This is a genomic window from Rahnella sp. ChDrAdgB13 (genome assembly GCF_017655185.1).
GTDB lineage: Bacteria > Pseudomonadota > Gammaproteobacteria > Enterobacterales > Enterobacteriaceae > Rahnella > Rahnella contaminans.
In genome coordinates, this window is sequence record NZ_JAEMGT010000092.1 from 40,943 (window position 1) to 56,699 (window position 15,757).

Below are 15,757 nucleotides of genomic sequence, written 5' to 3' on the forward strand. Positions count from 1 at the left end.
GTCATTCCTGTTAACAACAGCGCATCCCGCCTTTGCCGTCGCCGCCGTAGCGGGCCTGCTGGCGTTCGCGGAAAAATTCTTTGTAAGTCATCATCGGTTTATCCGGATGATTGGTCTGCATGTGCAGCACGTAGGTATCGTAATCCGGGATCCCCACCAGCATGCGCGCCGCCTGACCGAGGTATTTCTTCGCCGCGCCTAAATTATCGAACACAAGCCGCTCCTTTGAGAGTATTGGCCGCCATGCTATATGCGGGAAAGCCCCGCGAGTGCGGGGCAGTAACACAACATCATCAGTGGCTGGAGAGTTTAATACCTTCCTCCGGCACCGGCACATACGGCGTTTCTTTATCGGTACGCTGATCGGTTTTACGCGCCTGCAACCATGCCCTGAAGCCGTAGAAAATAATACTGTACACCACAATCAGGAACAGAATACTCAGCCCGGCGTTGGTGTAGTTGTTGATCACAATATGGTTCATGTTGCTGATTTGCTGTTCAGTCAGGTCCGCGCCGCCAGCGGCGATACGGGCTTTATACTGGCTGGCCATGAAGAAGAAGCCTTCCATCTGCGGATTGGTGCTGAACAGTTTCAGACCCAGCGCCCAGGTGGTGCAGATCAGCAGCCAGACCGCAGGCAGCACGGTGACCCAGATGTATTTAGTGCGTTTCATTTTGATCAGCACCACAGTTGCCAGCACCAGGGCGACAGCCGCCAGCATCTGGTTGGAGATCCCGAACAGCGGCCACAAGCTTTTCACGCCGCCCAGCGGATCGACCACACCCTGATACAACAGATATCCCCACAGGCCCACGCAACCGGCAGTACCCACAATCCCGGCCACCAGTGAATCAGTTTTTTTCAGGAACGGAATAAAGTTGCCGAGCAAATCCTGCAACATAAAGCGTCCGGAACGCGTACCGGCGTCCAGCGCAGTCAGGATGAACAGCGCTTCGAACAGGATCCCGAAGTGATACCAGAAGCCCATATCGGCAAACGGTACAATCTTGTTGAAGACGTGTGCGATACCTACCGCCAGCGTCGGTGCGCCACCCGCGCGGTTCAGCACGGAAGGTTCGCCAATATCTTTAGCGGTTTGCAGAATTTGTTCCGGAGTGATCACAAAGCCCCAGGAACTCACCGTGGCCGCCGCGTGCGCCGTCACATCTTTCAGTTGTGCCAAAATCATCGGCGCATTATCGCCGCCCAGCTCATGCAGGTTTGGCATCACAATGCCCAGACCGGCTGGCGGGGTGTTCATCGCAAAGTACAAACCCGGTTCGATGATGGAAGCCGCAACCAGTGCCATCACCGCCACGAAAGATTCCATCAGCATTGCGCCGTAACCGATAAACCGCGCGTCAGTTTCACAGGCCAGCAGTTTTGGCGTGGTGCCGGAAGCAATCAGCGCATGGAAACCGGACACCGCACCACAGGCAATGGTGATAAACAGGAACGGGAACAGCGCGCCTTTCCACAGCGGACCCGTGCCGTCAATGTACTGCGTAATCGCAGGCATTTTCAGTTCCGGATTCAGGATCACAATCCCGATCGCCAGCCCGACGATCACGCCGATTTTCAGGAATGTCGCCAGATAATCGCGCGGCGCCAGAATCAGCCAGACCGGCAGCAGCGCGGAAATAAACGCATAGCCAATCAGGGTAAAGGTGATGGTGGTGTCTTTAAACGTCAGCGCCGGGCCCCAGTACGGGTCATGGGCAATCACGCCGCCAAACCAGATGGAAGCTATCAGCAAAATCACGCCAATCACCGAGATTTCACCCACGCGTCCAGGCCGGATAAAGCGCATGTAAATGCCCATAAACAGCGCGATGGGCACCGTCGAACAGACCGTAAACACGCCCCACGGGCTTTCCGCCAGCGCTTTCACCACAATCAGCGCCAGCACCGCCAGAATAATAATCATGATCAGGAAACAGCCGAACAGGGCGATGGTGCCCGGCACCGGCCCCATTTCCTCTTTGATCATTTCGCCGAGCGACGCCCCGTTACGGCGCGAGGAGATAAACAGAACCATGAAATCCTGTACAGCTCCTGCCAGCACCACGCCCGCCAGCAGCCACAGCACGCCGGGCAGGTAGCCCATTTGCGCCGCCAGAACCGGCCCGACAAGAGGACCTGCGCCCGCAATGGCCGCAAAGTGGTGGCCGAACAGCACGTTGCGGTGCGTCGGCACATAGTTCAGCCCGTCGTTATTAAGTACCGCGGGCGTTGAACGCGTCGGGTCGAGCTTCATCACTTTTTGCGCGATGTAAAGGCTGTAATAGCGGTAGGCCACCAGATAGACCGAAACCGATGCCACCACAATCCACAGCGCACTGATATGTTCACCTCGCCGTAAGGCAACGACTGCCAGACAGCAAGCACCGATGATTCCCAGAATCATCCAGGGTATATGCTTGAATATTGATTTTGTATTCATAGGAAACCTGGTTGTCAGAATAGCCAACAAATGCCCCTCACGGATTTTGAGAGGAGCTTTTATAAGAGAAGGGCACTATTTTTTTGCCAGACACAGGATGGCGAATTTCACCGCCAAACGGGGGAAAGAGTGGTTAAGCGGTTGTATGGGGAGCTAAGCGGTTACTGGAGGCGGTAAGCGGTTTTGATGTCGCGCTAACCCACTGAATTTTGTGATTTAGATCTCACTGCAAACCCGCGTCACAGAGGCGTTTTGCCCCTGTGACGGGTTATTTTCAGGCCGGAACGGCTAATTTTCCGAGCAGGCGTTCCAACTGTTCGCGTTGAGGCGCAGGAATTTCACCGCCCGCGGCATAACCGGCGTTACGCATGATGCTTTCCTGCAATCCGACCAGCCAGTCGTAAATGTAAAACGCGGTCGAATTGGTGGGCGTTGCGGAGAGTCTGGTCAGCCTGCGGGAAGATTTCCAGCTGACGACGTTTTTCTGCGGCTTGGCGAAAATCTTATTGCCCTTATTGATGCGGCTTTCCGGGCGTTCGGCTTCGCTGAGTTTTTCATAGCCGAGCCACGCAACAAAATCACCGAGCACGGTCAGCGCGCGGGAAACCTGCCGGTCGGCGTGATGTTCATGTTCACGCGCACCGGCAGGCAAGGTTCCGCCCAGTGACTGCACCAGCGCCTCCCCCATATTCAGCCGGAAACTGGCGGTGATCAGCTCTTCCATCAGCAACTCTACGGTCGGTTTCGCCACACCAAGCAGAGCGATCAGCGGTTCATTTTCCGGTAAACCGCGCAGATGGTTTATCCAGTAACGCTGCACCTGACGCGCAAACGCCGCGCCGTCATCCTGTTTTTCCTGCCACGGCTGCACATCCTGTTGCTCGGCAAACAAATCAATGTCTATGCCGATACCAAAGCTTTCGGCGGCAGTCTGATCCTGCGGGTCGGTTCCGGCGTCCTGCCCGGAAATTTCGTGATAAATCCTGTGCAGCTCATCGCGGCCGGGCAGCAGTTTTTCCAGCAATTCGCCGTGGACGCCGGTGCGCGTCTGTAAGGCTTTAATCACGGTCTGAACGGTATGCTGCTTTTTCGCCGGGTCAGCCACTTCGCCTTTCTGGAACCAGCGCCCCAGCAGGTTATCCGCCAGCTCGCGGTAAAGTTCGTCACGCAGTTCTTCGAGACGGTTCAGCCGGATTTCCGGGCGAATTTCCGCTACCAGATAATCGGCCATACGTTGCAGGCCGCGCTCGTCCATCGCCAGCAATGCGCCCCAGGCATCGCCCGGATTACCGACATGACGCTGCACGGCTTCATCGAAATGCACCGATTCAGTCATGCGGCGGTCAAACGGCGTCAGCACCCAGACCAGCCCCGGCTTGCGGCGGCCGCGAACCTGGGTGTTTTCGCCCTGCATTTCTTTGACCCAGTATTCCAGCGTGCGGCCAACGGCAACCACGTCTTCACGTTTATCCGCGGCGGTACACACCATCAGCATATTCATTTCGTGGCGGTCGGTATAACGCTCGGGCAGATAGGCCATTTTGGCGCGGAACAGGGCGTCTTTTTCATCGTCTGTACCGTCTTCTGCCCGCACGCTCTGCGCCGGTAAATCCAGCAGGTCGGTCTGTTCGAACAGCACTTCGCGCGGCGGCGAAAGCAGCGGAATTTGCACTTCGGAGGCCAGCAGCGCTAGTTCAGCCAGTGACAACGTCACCGGTGAACCGGTTTCTTCACCAAACTGCGGGCAGACCGGCACCTGAATATCCCAGGTCGGCGACGGGCTGAAGATCCCGTCCGCAGGCTGCATCGCGTCATCCACCAGAATGCTCAGCGGTGCCAGCAGACTTTGCGCACTGCCGAGATGTTGCAGCGTATGGGCGTAATGACGGTAAGCAGCGGTTAATGCGGGCGTATTGCCCCACAGCAAAGAGAACAGGCGTGCGCGGTCGTCAACGTTCAGATACGGCGCAAGCTTCACGGCCACCGGCCAGTAATGCGCGTTGAGATGACGGAAACGGCGGGCGTCGAGACGGATCATCGAATCCCATAACCCCATCATTTGCTCGCTGGTAAAGCCTTCTACCGGCTCTGGCTGGCGGTGCATCATCAGCTTATTGAGATGCTCGGTGATCTGCTGCGTATCGGGAACGTGATAGCTGGCGTCCGGCTCGAACGCGCGGATCACGATGCGCGCCAGGTCGGCTTCACTGAGAAGCAACATGCGCACCGGAAAAGCGCGGTCTCTCACATCCACCTGGCGCGTAAAGCGGGTCGCCAGACGGGCGGCGCGGTTGCCCGGATTAATCTGCGTCAGATAATCAAGCGTCACGCCGCCGAGGCGGGTTTCAAGACGGCCATAGTTTCCGGCCGCCAGAGAACAAATCAGATAGGATTTCCCGGCCTGAGAATGCCCGAAGAAACCCAGCGCAGGTGGCAGTTCGCACGCCAGAGCCAGACGCTGCGCTTTATCGCGGCAACGTTTGAGTTGCAGCCGCAAACGGTCGGCTTCCAGATCCAGACGCGGTGCCTGTTCACGGGTGGTGTCCACCCACTCCAGCGCGTCGCCCATTGTGGCGGCAGCGGCCGCAAACTGACGCTGTAATTCGTTGGTGGTCAGCGCCGGTGCCGGGGTTGAAACTGTCATGCTTGTTGTCATGAGACGAATACGCTCCCACTGTCGATCCAGTAATGGCTTTCGCCCAGTGTGTTCAGCCTGAGCCGCAGGTGATGAGATGGCACTTTGGTGCCGTTATCCAGCACCGCGCTGGCGATGTCGAAAAATTCCGGTGTCGGGTGATCTTCGCCTTTTTTAACGGCCAGTTTTACGCGCAGCACGCTGTCGCCAGCCACTTTACGTGCCAGTTCCGGCTCCGCAATCGACAAGGTATACAGCGGCGACGCAGGCCAGCGGTCATTTTCCAGCTGACGGAAACCGAGACAAATCGCGCCACGGATACGGAAACTGGCGGCGCTGTCGAGCTTGTAATCATGCGCATCCAGATCGATATCGCTGTAGCAAACATTGTCGTCGCTCAGAACCTGATTACCGTCGAGCATGCCGAGATAACGCACCGTGGAATACGGCTGGAAATCACCGGCCTTGAAATAGAAGCCCGGTAGCCGTAAATCCAGTGCCAGCAGGCACAGCATCGCACCTACCGCCGCCGTCGATTTCGGGTTATCAATGCGCCCCTGTTTGTTAAACGGATACCAGCCGCTGGTGTGATAACCGTCAAGCGAAAGCATGCGGTTAATCGGTAACGGCTGGAGATGGCGGAACAGCGCCTGAATACCGGGGAAGCGCGAAGGGCGGCCGGTCAGCAACAGCACGTCGCAATCGTGCAGCGACACCACTTCACAGAGAGAACGCAGATTCTGCGTGATGCTCATGCGGTTAGATAAGAATTCGTTGTGCAGTTTGCTGAGTTTAAGCACCAGCGGAGCCTGTAAAATATCGAAAACGGCGGAACCGGCAGGCAGCACGCGTTGAATTTCGCTGTGCAGATAATCCAGCACTTTTTGCGTCGGATGTTGCCCCAGCAGTTCGCCAAACGGCGCATCGATTTCGGCGTGCGTATCCAGCGGGTCAAAACGTTCGTAAACTTCCAGCACGGCATGAGCCAGCGGGATGAAAATTTGCAGCGTACTTTGCTGACGCAGCGTCGCGTGCCCGTCCATGCGGCCTTCACTGCCAAACAGGCGCGTCATCAGGCTGTCCGGATTCGCCAGCCCGGCTTTCTTCAGCGCGGCATGCAGCGCAGGTAAAATATAAAGCTGGATCACATCGAGCAGAATATCGTCGCCCGCGACTTTAAATCCCTCGCGGAACAACAGGCGCGGGGTGATTTTAACGTTATTTCCCATACCGTCGTCGAGCCAGTATTGGGTAATCGCCAGATCGGTGGTGCCGCCGCCAATATCAATCGACGCGATGCGCAGGGTTTTACCCACCGGTTCATCGTCGGCCAGTTCCCGGTCCGGACGCGCCATGCTGGCAAAGAATTCGCCGGTATGACCGCCGAAGTTCACCTGCGTTTCGTTGTACAGATACACCATCTGGCCGCAGGTCGCTTCGTCCCATTCCATCTGCACATCGGGCACCGGCATGCGGCTTTTGGCTTTATCGGTTTGATTTTTAAAACCGTCATCCGACGGATGCCAGCCCATAGATTTCCAGACCAGACCAATCGCTTCCTGCATTCTGCGGCGGAAAATTTCGCGCTCAGGTTTCGGCATTGCCGACGGCAGCGTCAGAATAATATTGCGGATCTGGCGGGGCGCGGACGAGCGCAGCATGCGGATGCGCTGCGCCGGACTGTTGATTTGCATCATCGCCTGCGCCAGCAGTTCGGACAGCATCAGCGTCATCACCGAGCTGCGGCTGTAATGAGCAGAAAACACCGGCAGGCGATCTTCCGGCGGCAGGTCAGACAGCGGCTGACCTTCGTCATTGATGAGGAACGTCAGCGGCATTGCCGCCGCCACCGGCTCCTGCACCGTACCGTGGCCGCCCTGGCTGAAACGCCAGCCCGGCGTGTAACTGTCTTCATCCCACAAATAACGTCGCGGACTGGAAATTCCGGTCGATCCTTCCGTGCCTTCGCGCAGCAGCGCCAGACGGCTGGCTTCACGCCCGGCACGCAGAATTGATGGCCAGATAAACGCATCGTCACGGCCGCTTTCAACGGAAAAGTTCGGTTTACCAAAGCGCGCCTGAGCAAATTCCACACGGCTTTCAAACAGCTCGTTATAGAGAAAATGCGGCTGTGAGAGGTCACGCAGTTGCAGTTCGCTGGTCTGTTTCAGTCCGTCGGTTTCGCCAACATGGTCTTCAACCAGAATGCCGCAGGTGTGCGAGTTACCGACGTCGAGGATAAGATCCACGTTGATCGCCGGTTCCTGAAGCGTCGCGCCGTTGATCTTCAGCTCCGGAATACTCAGCTGGCTGCCGAGCATTTCCAGCAGGTTCAGATAGTGCGCCTGATATTCAAATTCGCGCAGCGCCACTTTGATATTGCGCGCCTCACGGTCTTCGCGCAGTGCCGCCTGCTCGGTAAAGACTTCACGCAGCCAGCCGTCTACCCAGGTCTGGTCAAGAAACTCGGGCAACTCTTCGTTGTGCCACGCCAGCGCAAAGTTAATGCCGTTTTTCACGTCGTCCGGCGTCGGAGCCAGCAGCGCCTGTTCTTCATCGCCTTCGGTCACGCGGGTATCAAACGCCACCACCACGCGGTGCGTACTGCCATCGGCTTCCGGCGTATCGAGCGCGCGGATTTGCACACGCGCCCAGTTATCCGGGCCCGCCATAAAAGTGCGCGGAGGATTAAAACGCAGGAACGGCAACGGCAGCCAGATCTGATCGAGCAATTTGAGCGACTGTTCCAGCGGGAAACTGAATTCAGGCCGCACCACTTCTGGTGCACCGCCGTCCACGCCGGGTAAGAAATGACGGCCATTTTGCGGGTTGAAATCCAGGCGCAGCAGCGGGCCGTTGGCGCTTTTGCGCACGAATTTAGCAGGCAGCGCATCATCCCACACCGGTTTGAGCGCGAAGTCGAGAAACTGAATACCGCTGTCCTGAATCAGGGTCACGGCTTGCTTAAAAATGGTCTGTTTAAAATCTGTAATGGTTGCCAGCATGCTGTTATTTACCTTCGCGCTTCATGGTAATTGGGTAAACCGTGTCACCGTTGTAACGCCCCTGACACACCGCCGCGCCCGTGGCGCCCTGAGTACAGCTGATTTCCGGCATCTGATAACGGGAACCGTCGCTGCATTTCGCTCTGTAGCGGCTGTTGATCACCAGCTTGCCCGACTGCATCAGGCCTGCGCCCGTCTCAGCGTGACAAGTCACACCCGCGCCGTAGGTGATTTTCACCGTTCCCTGACCTTGTTTAATCTGATAACGCAGCACCGGCGGTTTGCCTGTCACCGGATCTTTAATATCGACGATGGCGGTCCAGTTACCGTTGAGGAATTTGGTTGAACCGATTTTTACGGCGTCCGCTGGCAGCACCAGCGAGTTTTTGCTGACCGGTGCAGGCGCTGGCTCAGCAACGACCGGGTTCTTCTCGGCTTCTGCCACCGGTTCAGGCGCAGGAACAACCACCGCAGCCTGAGCCACCGGCAGGGCGGCCGGAGCCGGTTTCGCAACCTCCGGTTCCGGCGCTTTCAATTCCGTTGCGACCGGTGGTGGCGCAATCGCGACCGGTTCAGCCGCCGGTTTTGGCGCTTCGGTTTTGGCGGTTTCCACTTTTGGCTCAGGTGCGCGTGAATACAACCAGGCGGCAGCAGAACCGGCGAAGACCAGCGCCGCGACCGGCAATGCCCAGATCAGCGGTGATTTTTTACGGCGCGGCGCAGTGACCGGTTCAGGTGTTGCGTTTTCCTGTTCGGCGGCGCGGGCTTCAATAGTTTTGATCACGCGCGGTGCCGGAGGCAGTTCGATGACCGGTTCCTGCACGCGCGGTTTTTCGGCGGCGAGCGACAGCGTCGGCAGCGGTTCTTCGGCTTTCAGCGTATTACGCAAAGCGGCAAACGGGTCGGCGTTATGAGTGTTATCCAGACTGACAAAGCCCCAGAACGTCAGTACCGGCTGGCCGCCCACCAGATAAACGTGGTTCTGATCCGGGAAACGAAACGCCTTTTCCAGCAGGGAGCCGAAAAACTGATTCGCGGATTTTTCAGAGGCTTTCGCCGTTTTGCTGATTTGCGCCACGGCATCCAGACAGTTTTCGAGCTGGCGCAGCGCGGAGGCACGGGCCGCATCGGTGGCCGCTGCCCACGACACGACTTTGCCTTCGCGCGGTGAATACCAGTCAAGCCGGTCACCGGCTTCATTGAGTTGCGGAATAGCCAGACAATCGGCAATTGCAGGTTGTTTACGCAGACGTAAGGTTTCCCGTAATTGCAGGGCTGAGGCGTAAACCGGTTGCCCGTTTTCGCCCAGCGCAAGGATGTCGTTGAGACTGCCACTGCGTAAAAATGATTTTGCCACGCCTGAAAAGCCTTTATTGGTTTTGCGCTGCGGAAGAAAACAGGCAGAAAAGGTTCATGATGCTGACACTTTAGGGGATTTAAGCGAAATCAAACGGGGGAATAAGCAACAAAAAGGGTGGCTGTTTATGCCGTGGGAACAGAGAAGGGAATAACGGCGGGACAAACGCCCGCCATCAAAATCAGGCCTGCAAACCCAGTTGTTCGAGTACGGCCGCCAGACGCTGACGATCATCGCCGCCCAGAGACTTTAGCGGTAACGGCAGGCAGGGCGCAGAAACCATGCCCAGTAATTCGGCGGCGGCGGCCACGACGCGGACACTGCCGTGTTTTCTGAATAACACCCATAACGGCTCAAGCTGCGCCGATAACGCCTGAGCGCGCTCCGCATTCCCACTTTTCGCCGCGCGGGCAATGGCGACCGGAATTTCCGGGAACAAACCGCCAATAACTGAATACCAGACGTCGCCGCCCTGTGTCAGCACGGTTGCTGCGGCCAGATCCCCCGCAGCACCCAGTGCGATATGTGCCGGCAGTAAGGCGCGCAGCGCATCCAGACGCTGGCGGGTTGCGACCGGATCCGGCGAAAGGTTGGGGATTTTGATGCTGGCAACGTGCGGTAATTGCGCGACGCGTACATACAACTCGTCGGAGAACTCAAAGTGAGTCGTATTCGGATTATCGTAAACGCACAATGGCACCGACAGGTTACGGGACACCGTTTCATACAGCGTAAACACTTCCTCTTCGGTGAGTTTCTGGTACGACACCGGTGCCAGTAATACCGACTTCACGCCCGCCTGCTGGGCATCTTCAGCCAGACGTAACACATCAGAGGTCCGCACAGAACCGATACTGACCATCACCGGCACATCACCCGCATTTTCAACCGCCAGACGTGCAACGCGGGCGCGCTCTTCGCGGGTCAGATAGGCGTAACTGCCCGTCGAACCCAGCGCACCAATGGAATCCACGCCTGCGCTGACCAGCCGGTCAATCAGCCTGACAAAAGAGTTCTCGTCAATGCCGTTTACCGAAAGCGGCGTAAGAGGAAAAGCGCTTAATCCTGTGAACATCGGTCTCTCCAAAAGAAGTTAAATAGCCCGGGTAATCATAGCGTCATCATTCACTTTTTGCCGGACACCGCGACACCGGCGTCAGGTTTCAGCCGCAATATATCCAGCCAGCCAATGAGTGTGAGGATTGCAATCACCACGAACGCGACTTTAAAACTCAGGCCGGGAATTGAATCCCAGTGCATCGCAGCGATCAGCTGTTCGCCGAGCCGCGTACCGAGTGCGCCGACGGTAATGCCCAGCCCGACGGAAAGCTGCAAAACCGTGCTGAACAGCGTATTGGCATCGGCCATTTGTCGGGCCGGAACATCAGAAAATGCCAGCGTGCTGATGCCGGTAAACTGCATCGAACGGCTGAGGCCACCGAGAAACAGCAGCAACATCACCAGCCAGTCGGGGGTTCCCGGCGTCAGAAATGCACAAAACAGCAGCGAGAAAACGCTCAGTAATCCGTTCACCACCAGCACAGGCCGGAATCCGAAACGGCGGATCAGCGGTGTAGTCGCCGGTTTCATCGCCAGATTCCCGGCAAAAACCGCCAGAACCAGCAGCCCGGCATGGAAAGGATCCATCCCGAAACCCACCTGCAACATCAGCGGCAGCAGGAAAGGCACGGCACTGATCGTCACACGAAACAGCGAACCGCCGCCCATGCTAATGCGAAACGTCGGGATCGCCAGCGAACCCAGATGCACCATGGGCGCGGGGTCATGTTGCAGATGCCGTAACGCCAGAACAGACAGCACAACGCCCACCACCAGCAGCGCAATAGCGGTGATCCATAAAATGTGGTCCTGACTGATCAGTTCCAGCCCCGTGACCAGCGAGAGCATCGCCATGCCGGTCAGCAGAAAACCCGGTTTATCGAAGTGTTTCGGCTGGTCAGGTTTTTCCTGCGGGAAAAGACGCCACGCAAGCATCATCGCGATAATTCCCAGCGGAACGTTGATGTAGAAAATCCAGTGCCAGGAAGCATAGTGAGTGATAAAACCGCCGAGCGGCGGCCCGAGGATTGGCGCGACCAGCGCAGGCCAGGTGAGGGTGGCGATGGCTTTAATCAGCTGCGGTTTCGGCGTGGTTTTCAGCACCGTCAGACGCCCGACCGGCACCATCAGGGCCCCGCCAATTCCCTGTATAATGCGCAGAATGATAAATTCACTGACGTTAGTCGCCAGCGCACAAAACAGGGAAGCCAGCGTAAACACGCCCAGCGCAAAGGTGAACACATTGCGCGCCCCGAAGCGCTCCGCCGCCCAGCCACTGGCCGGGATCAGCACCGCCAGCGTCAGCATATACGCGCTCATCCCTGCATTCAGATCCACCGCCGAAACGCCGAACGACAGGGCCATTTGCGGTAGCGCGGTGGCAATCACCGTACCGTCGATAAACTCCATGAAGAAAGCGGCTGCAACCAATAAAGCAATAACGGAAATTCCTGAGTTAACCGCGGAATCTCCCTGCGGATGTTCTGACGCATCCGATTTACTCTGGCTCATTTATTCTGTCCCGGACACCACAAAGGCGCTGCAAGGCGCAGCGAAAGATAGATGATAAGTATTAAACCTATCACACACCTTTGCGCCGGTTATAGATCTGCGGAGGATCAAAAAGAGCGGTTTTAGGCAGGAAGTGCGGCAGCAAAGCGGCGTCTGTGTGTCTGGAAGCGGAGCGGGGAAGGTCTTGCTGTAGCAAAGCACCTTATGCGCAATTAGAAAGCAAGAAAAAGAGGGATGGGCCGTTAACACATTCGCTACACTCATTGACATAATTCAGGTCGCCCGTAACAAATACGGCAATCAGGGTGCAATAAAAAACTACATCACCCCATAACTAAAAGGAGAAATGAATGAAAAGTGGCGATTATTGCCGTTTATTGTTGCTGGCGGCGATCTGGGGCGGGAGCTTTTTGTTTATGCGTGTGGCGTCTCCGGCGTTCGGGGCGATCAATACCGCGTTTTTACGGGTGCTGTTCGGGTTTGTCGGGCTTTTGGTGATTCTGGCGGTGCTGCGCACACCACGGGAATATCAGGGGAAATTCCGCAGTGCGTTGCTGCTCGGCGTGATCAACTCCGGGCTGCCGTTTCTGATGTACTGCCTGGCCGCGCGCTGGCTGCCCGCCGGGTATTCGGCCATTCTCAATGCCACGACGCCACTGATGGGGGTGGTCGTGGGCGGGTTGTTTTTCCATGAAAGCGTGACGCTCAAAAAGGCGCTCGGCGTGCTGCTGGGGTTATTCGGCATTACGCTGCTGACCGCCACCGGCACGGCGCAGTCCGTGTCGTCGCTGCTGGCGGGCGTGATCGCCTGTCTGATAGCAACCAGCTGTTATGCGGTGGCCGGGTTCCTGACGCGCCGCTGGATTTCCGAGCGCGGCGGGCTGGATCCGAAACTGGTAGCGACCGGCAGTCAGCTGGGCGCGACGCTGTTCCTGCTGCCATTCTTTGTGTATACCTCCGCGACCGGTGCACCGGTCAGTTGGGCGCAACCGGTGGTCTGGCTGTGCGTACTGGCGGTCGGTTTCGTCTGTACGGCCTGGGCGTATATTTTGTATTTCCGCCTGATTGCCGATATCGGCCCGCTGCGCAGCATGACCGTGACGTTTCTGATCCCGCCGTTTGGTATTTTGTGGGGCTATCTGTTGCTCAATGAAACGCTGTCGGAAGGGTTCTTTGCGGGCGGTGTGCTCATTTGTCTGGCGGTATGGCTGGTACTCAGCCCTGGGAAGAAGGTGGCGGAAAAGAAAATCGCCGCGTCTTAAACTGGCAGATTCAGACGCGGCGCAGCATTAACCGAGATACTCAATGATGGACAGGCCACCGTTGTAGTCGGTGCTGTAGATGATGCCTTGCGCATCGACAAACACGTCGCAGGACTGAATGACCTGCGGCCTGCCGGGGCGGGTATCCATCATTTTGGCCGGAGCCGCCGGCACCAGCGCACCGGTCTCTTTCGGCTGATACGGATTGGTGATGTCATACGCGCGCACACCGGCATTCTGGTAAGTGGCGAAAATCAGTGTCGAGCTGACAAAGCTGCCCGGCCGGTTCTCATGCAGGTTGTGCGGGCCAAAATGCGCGCCTTTGCTGACATAATCCCGCTCATCCGGCTGCGGAAATGTGGAAATACTCACCGGACAGGACGGCTCGCGCACGTCGAATACCCAGATCAGCTTCTCACCGTCTTCCTGATTATCCAGCACCGCTTCATCGAGCACGATCAGCAAATCCCGGTCCGGCAACGGCAGCGCGGTGTGCGTACCGCCACCAAATGGCGGACTCCAGTTACGGTGTGAAATCAGCTGCGGTGCAGCCCGGTCCTTGATATCCAGCAGCGTCAGGCCGCCGTCGCGCCAGCTGGCATAGGCCGTATCCCCGCTGATGATCGCGTGATGCAGCGCGTAGCGTTTGCCTTCCGCCCAGTCCGGCGTTTCACCGCCCGCAGTATGCATCCCCGGTAACCACCAGCGTCCGGCCACCTGAGGGTGACGCGGGTCAGCCAGATCGATAGTCAGGAAAATGTAATCACTGTAACCGTCGATCAGTGCTGAAACGTAAGCCCAGCGCCCGCCGACATACCAGATGCGGTGAACGCCGATGCCTTCCAGCCCGAGAAATCCGATCTCTTTTGGCCGATCGGGCGTCGAAATATCAAAAATCCGCACACCGGCGCTCCAGCCGCGCTGTTGCGTGCCTTTGACCGTCTCGCTGACGGAACGGGTGTAATACACTTTTTCATCGGCGAAACGCACGTCGGCAAACAAGTCGCGGGCGTTGATCACCAGCAGTAAATCGTCGTGTGCCTGTAAATGTACGTTCCAGGTGCCCGGCGGTGCCGCGACGAAACCGGCAGGGCGCGGATTTTTCGGGTCGCGGACATCCACGATAGAAAAACCCTGCGACACCATATGGCCGATATAGGCATAACCACGGTGAACCATTACCTGCACGCCGTCAGGTTTTCCACCCTGGTCACTGTGCCCGATCAGCCGCATGTTGCGGCTGTATTCCGGTTGCGGAAGAGATTGAGTTGTCATATTCCGGCCTTATTTCTTATTTCTGGCTTCGAGGGTGGCAAACCACGGCGCGATGAAATCATCCGATTTACCCCAGCCCGGAATGACTTTCGCCAGCGACGCGACGTTGACGGCGTCCGGATTGCTGGTCAGCAATGCCTGCGGAATGGCAGAAGCTTTGAAATCATAGGTGGCAGGCGTTTTCTCGCCGGCAATTTTATTGGCAACCAGACGCAGGTTAATCGCGCCGATCAGTTTCGGATCGACCGCCGCACTCAGTTTCCACGGGCTGTTTGCCTCACGCATCAGGCCGATATCCTGATTGGAAATGTCAATGCTGTAGAGTTTGATTTCCGTGCGGCCATTTTCCTGCAAGGCTTTATACGCGCCCTGACTGAACGCATCCCACGTCCCCCAGATGGCGTCAATTTTGCCTTTCGGGTACTTAGCCAGAATCGCGCCAATTTTGTTGGCCGTATCGCCCTGAACGTCCGAAGACACCGCGCCGACGGATTCGAGTTCATGAATTCCCGGCTGGGATTTCAGCAGCTTTTTATAAGCATCCTGACGACGTTCCATTGGCGGGAAACCGGCGACCCACAGTTTGACGATATTGGCTTTGCCGTTGAAATCCTTCACCAGCTGGCCCATGGACATTTCGGTTAACGACGCATCATCCTGCTGCGTCACGGTTACGCCGGGAATGTCACCGCTGACGGCGGTATCAAAAACCGACACCGCGATGCCGCTGGCGGTAATGCGTTTGAGCAATTCGGTGGAGTACGGATCGCGTCCCTGAGACAAAATAATGCCGTCATATTTCTGGCTGATGGCCTGATTGACGAAATCCTGGAATTTGGCGTCATCGCCGTTACTCAGAAACGTGCTGACCTGAAAACCTAACTTGCGGCCTTCCTGGATCGCGCCGGAGACAAATTGCGTAGTGTTATCGTCCGAGCCCAGATTGCGGATCACCGCAATGCGCACCGGCCCTTTATGATCGGCAATGGCTTTTGGTATCGCGGCGGTGTCTGCCGCAAAAGAAGGAAAGACCGACAACAAACTTAATGCCAGCAATGAAGAGGAGAACAGTTTCATTTCAATTACCCTGTGTGTGGTTAATCATCATTCAAACGGGAAGACAATTCATGCAGGCCTTTGGGGAGACTTTTAGAATACGTTAATGAATTGATTGTCCGAGTTTTGATGACAGGGTAGTGATTGGCAAC

Annotated in this window: 10 protein-coding genes; 1 reads left to right on the top strand and 9 read right to left on the bottom strand. The window is 56.9% G+C overall.

Annotated elements, in window-relative coordinates:
• Nucleotides 1–10: 10 nt before the first annotated feature.
• From J8X26_RS21110 to J8X26_RS21140, 7 genes are all read right to left on the bottom strand, one after another.
• On the bottom strand, nucleotides 11–214 hold the full coding sequence (locus J8X26_RS21110) for a YbdD/YjiX family protein (RefSeq protein ID WP_104924916.1): 204 nt from the start codon (nucleotides 212–214) through the stop codon (nucleotides 11–13).
• A gap of 79 nt (nucleotides 215–293) precedes the next feature.
• A complete protein-coding gene (locus tag J8X26_RS21115; protein WP_165060455.1) occupies nucleotides 294–2,444 on the bottom strand; it encodes a carbon starvation CstA family protein in 2,151 nt (716 codons plus the stop codon).
• Nucleotides 2,445–2,718: 274 nt separating this feature from the next.
• Complete coding sequence (locus tag J8X26_RS21120) at nucleotides 2,719–5,100, bottom strand: virulence factor SrfC family protein (protein ID WP_208951856.1); 2,382 nt, start codon at nucleotides 5,098–5,100, stop codon at nucleotides 2,719–2,721.
• Nucleotides 5,097–8,084, bottom strand: coding sequence for a virulence factor SrfB (locus J8X26_RS21125; RefSeq protein ID WP_208951857.1), 2,988 nt, complete (start codon nucleotides 8,082–8,084; stop codon nucleotides 5,097–5,099). The genes J8X26_RS21120 and J8X26_RS21125 overlap by 4 nt, the downstream gene beginning before the upstream one ends.
• Before the next feature lie 4 nt (nucleotides 8,085–8,088).
• A complete protein-coding gene (locus J8X26_RS21130) occupies nucleotides 8,089–9,441 on the bottom strand; it encodes an SrfA family protein (RefSeq protein ID WP_152323937.1) in 1,353 nt (450 codons plus the stop codon).
• Nucleotides 9,442–9,622: 181 nt separating this feature from the next.
• On the bottom strand, nucleotides 9,623–10,516 hold the full coding sequence (locus J8X26_RS21135; protein WP_152323936.1) for a dihydrodipicolinate synthase family protein: 894 nt from the start codon (nucleotides 10,514–10,516) through the stop codon (nucleotides 9,623–9,625).
• A gap of 50 nt (nucleotides 10,517–10,566) precedes the next feature.
• Nucleotides 10,567–12,012 (bottom strand): DHA2 family efflux MFS transporter permease subunit, encoded by a 1,446-nt coding sequence (locus tag J8X26_RS21140; protein WP_152323935.1) that lies wholly within the window; start codon nucleotides 12,010–12,012, stop codon nucleotides 10,567–10,569.
• Nucleotides 12,013–12,362: 350 nt separating this feature from the next.
• Here J8X26_RS21140 and J8X26_RS21145 point away from each other — a divergent pair, with 350 nt between their 5' ends.
• Entirely contained in the window at nucleotides 12,363–13,274 is a 912-nt protein-coding gene (locus J8X26_RS21145; protein ID WP_152323934.1) for a DMT family transporter, read from the top strand.
• A gap of 27 nt (nucleotides 13,275–13,301) precedes the next feature.
• Here J8X26_RS21145 and J8X26_RS21150 read toward each other — a convergent pair whose 3' ends face one another.
• Together J8X26_RS21150 and J8X26_RS21155 are read right to left on the bottom strand one after the other, a co-directional pair.
• Nucleotides 13,302–14,549, bottom strand: coding sequence for an LVIVD repeat-containing protein (locus tag J8X26_RS21150; protein ID WP_208951858.1), 1,248 nt, complete (start codon nucleotides 14,547–14,549; stop codon nucleotides 13,302–13,304).
• Between the two features lie 9 nt (nucleotides 14,550–14,558).
• Nucleotides 14,559–15,626 (bottom strand): sugar ABC transporter substrate-binding protein, encoded by a 1,068-nt coding sequence (locus tag J8X26_RS21155; RefSeq protein ID WP_208951859.1) that lies wholly within the window; start codon nucleotides 15,624–15,626, stop codon nucleotides 14,559–14,561.
• Between the last annotated feature and the right edge of the window lie 131 nt (nucleotides 15,627–15,757).

Bases quoted from the DNA above. Each gene is read 5' to 3' on its own strand.
- J8X26_RS21115 (WP_165060455.1), bottom strand. From the start codon at position 2,444: ATGAATACAAAATCAATATTCAAGCATATACCCTGGATGATTCTGGGA.
- J8X26_RS21120 (WP_208951856.1), bottom strand. From the start codon at position 5,100: ATGACAACAAGCATGACAGTTTCAACCCCGGCACCGGCGCTGACCACC.
- J8X26_RS21125 (WP_208951857.1), bottom strand. From the start codon at position 8,084: ATGCTGGCAACCATTACAGATTTTAAACAGACCATTTTTAAGCAAGCC.
- J8X26_RS21135 (WP_152323936.1), bottom strand. From the start codon at position 10,516: ATGTTCACAGGATTAAGCGCTTTTCCTCTTACGCCGCTTTCGGTAAAC.
- J8X26_RS21140 (WP_152323935.1), bottom strand. From the start codon at position 12,012: ATGAGCCAGAGTAAATCGGATGCGTCAGAACATCCGCAGGGAGATTCC.
- J8X26_RS21145 (WP_152323934.1), top strand. From the start codon at position 12,363: ATGAAAAGTGGCGATTATTGCCGTTTATTGTTGCTGGCGGCGATCTGG.
- J8X26_RS21150 (WP_208951858.1), bottom strand. From the start codon at position 14,549: ATGACAACTCAATCTCTTCCGCAACCGGAATACAGCCGCAACATGCGG.
- J8X26_RS21155 (WP_208951859.1), bottom strand. From the start codon at position 15,626: ATGAAACTGTTCTCCTCTTCATTGCTGGCATTAAGTTTGTTGTCGGTC.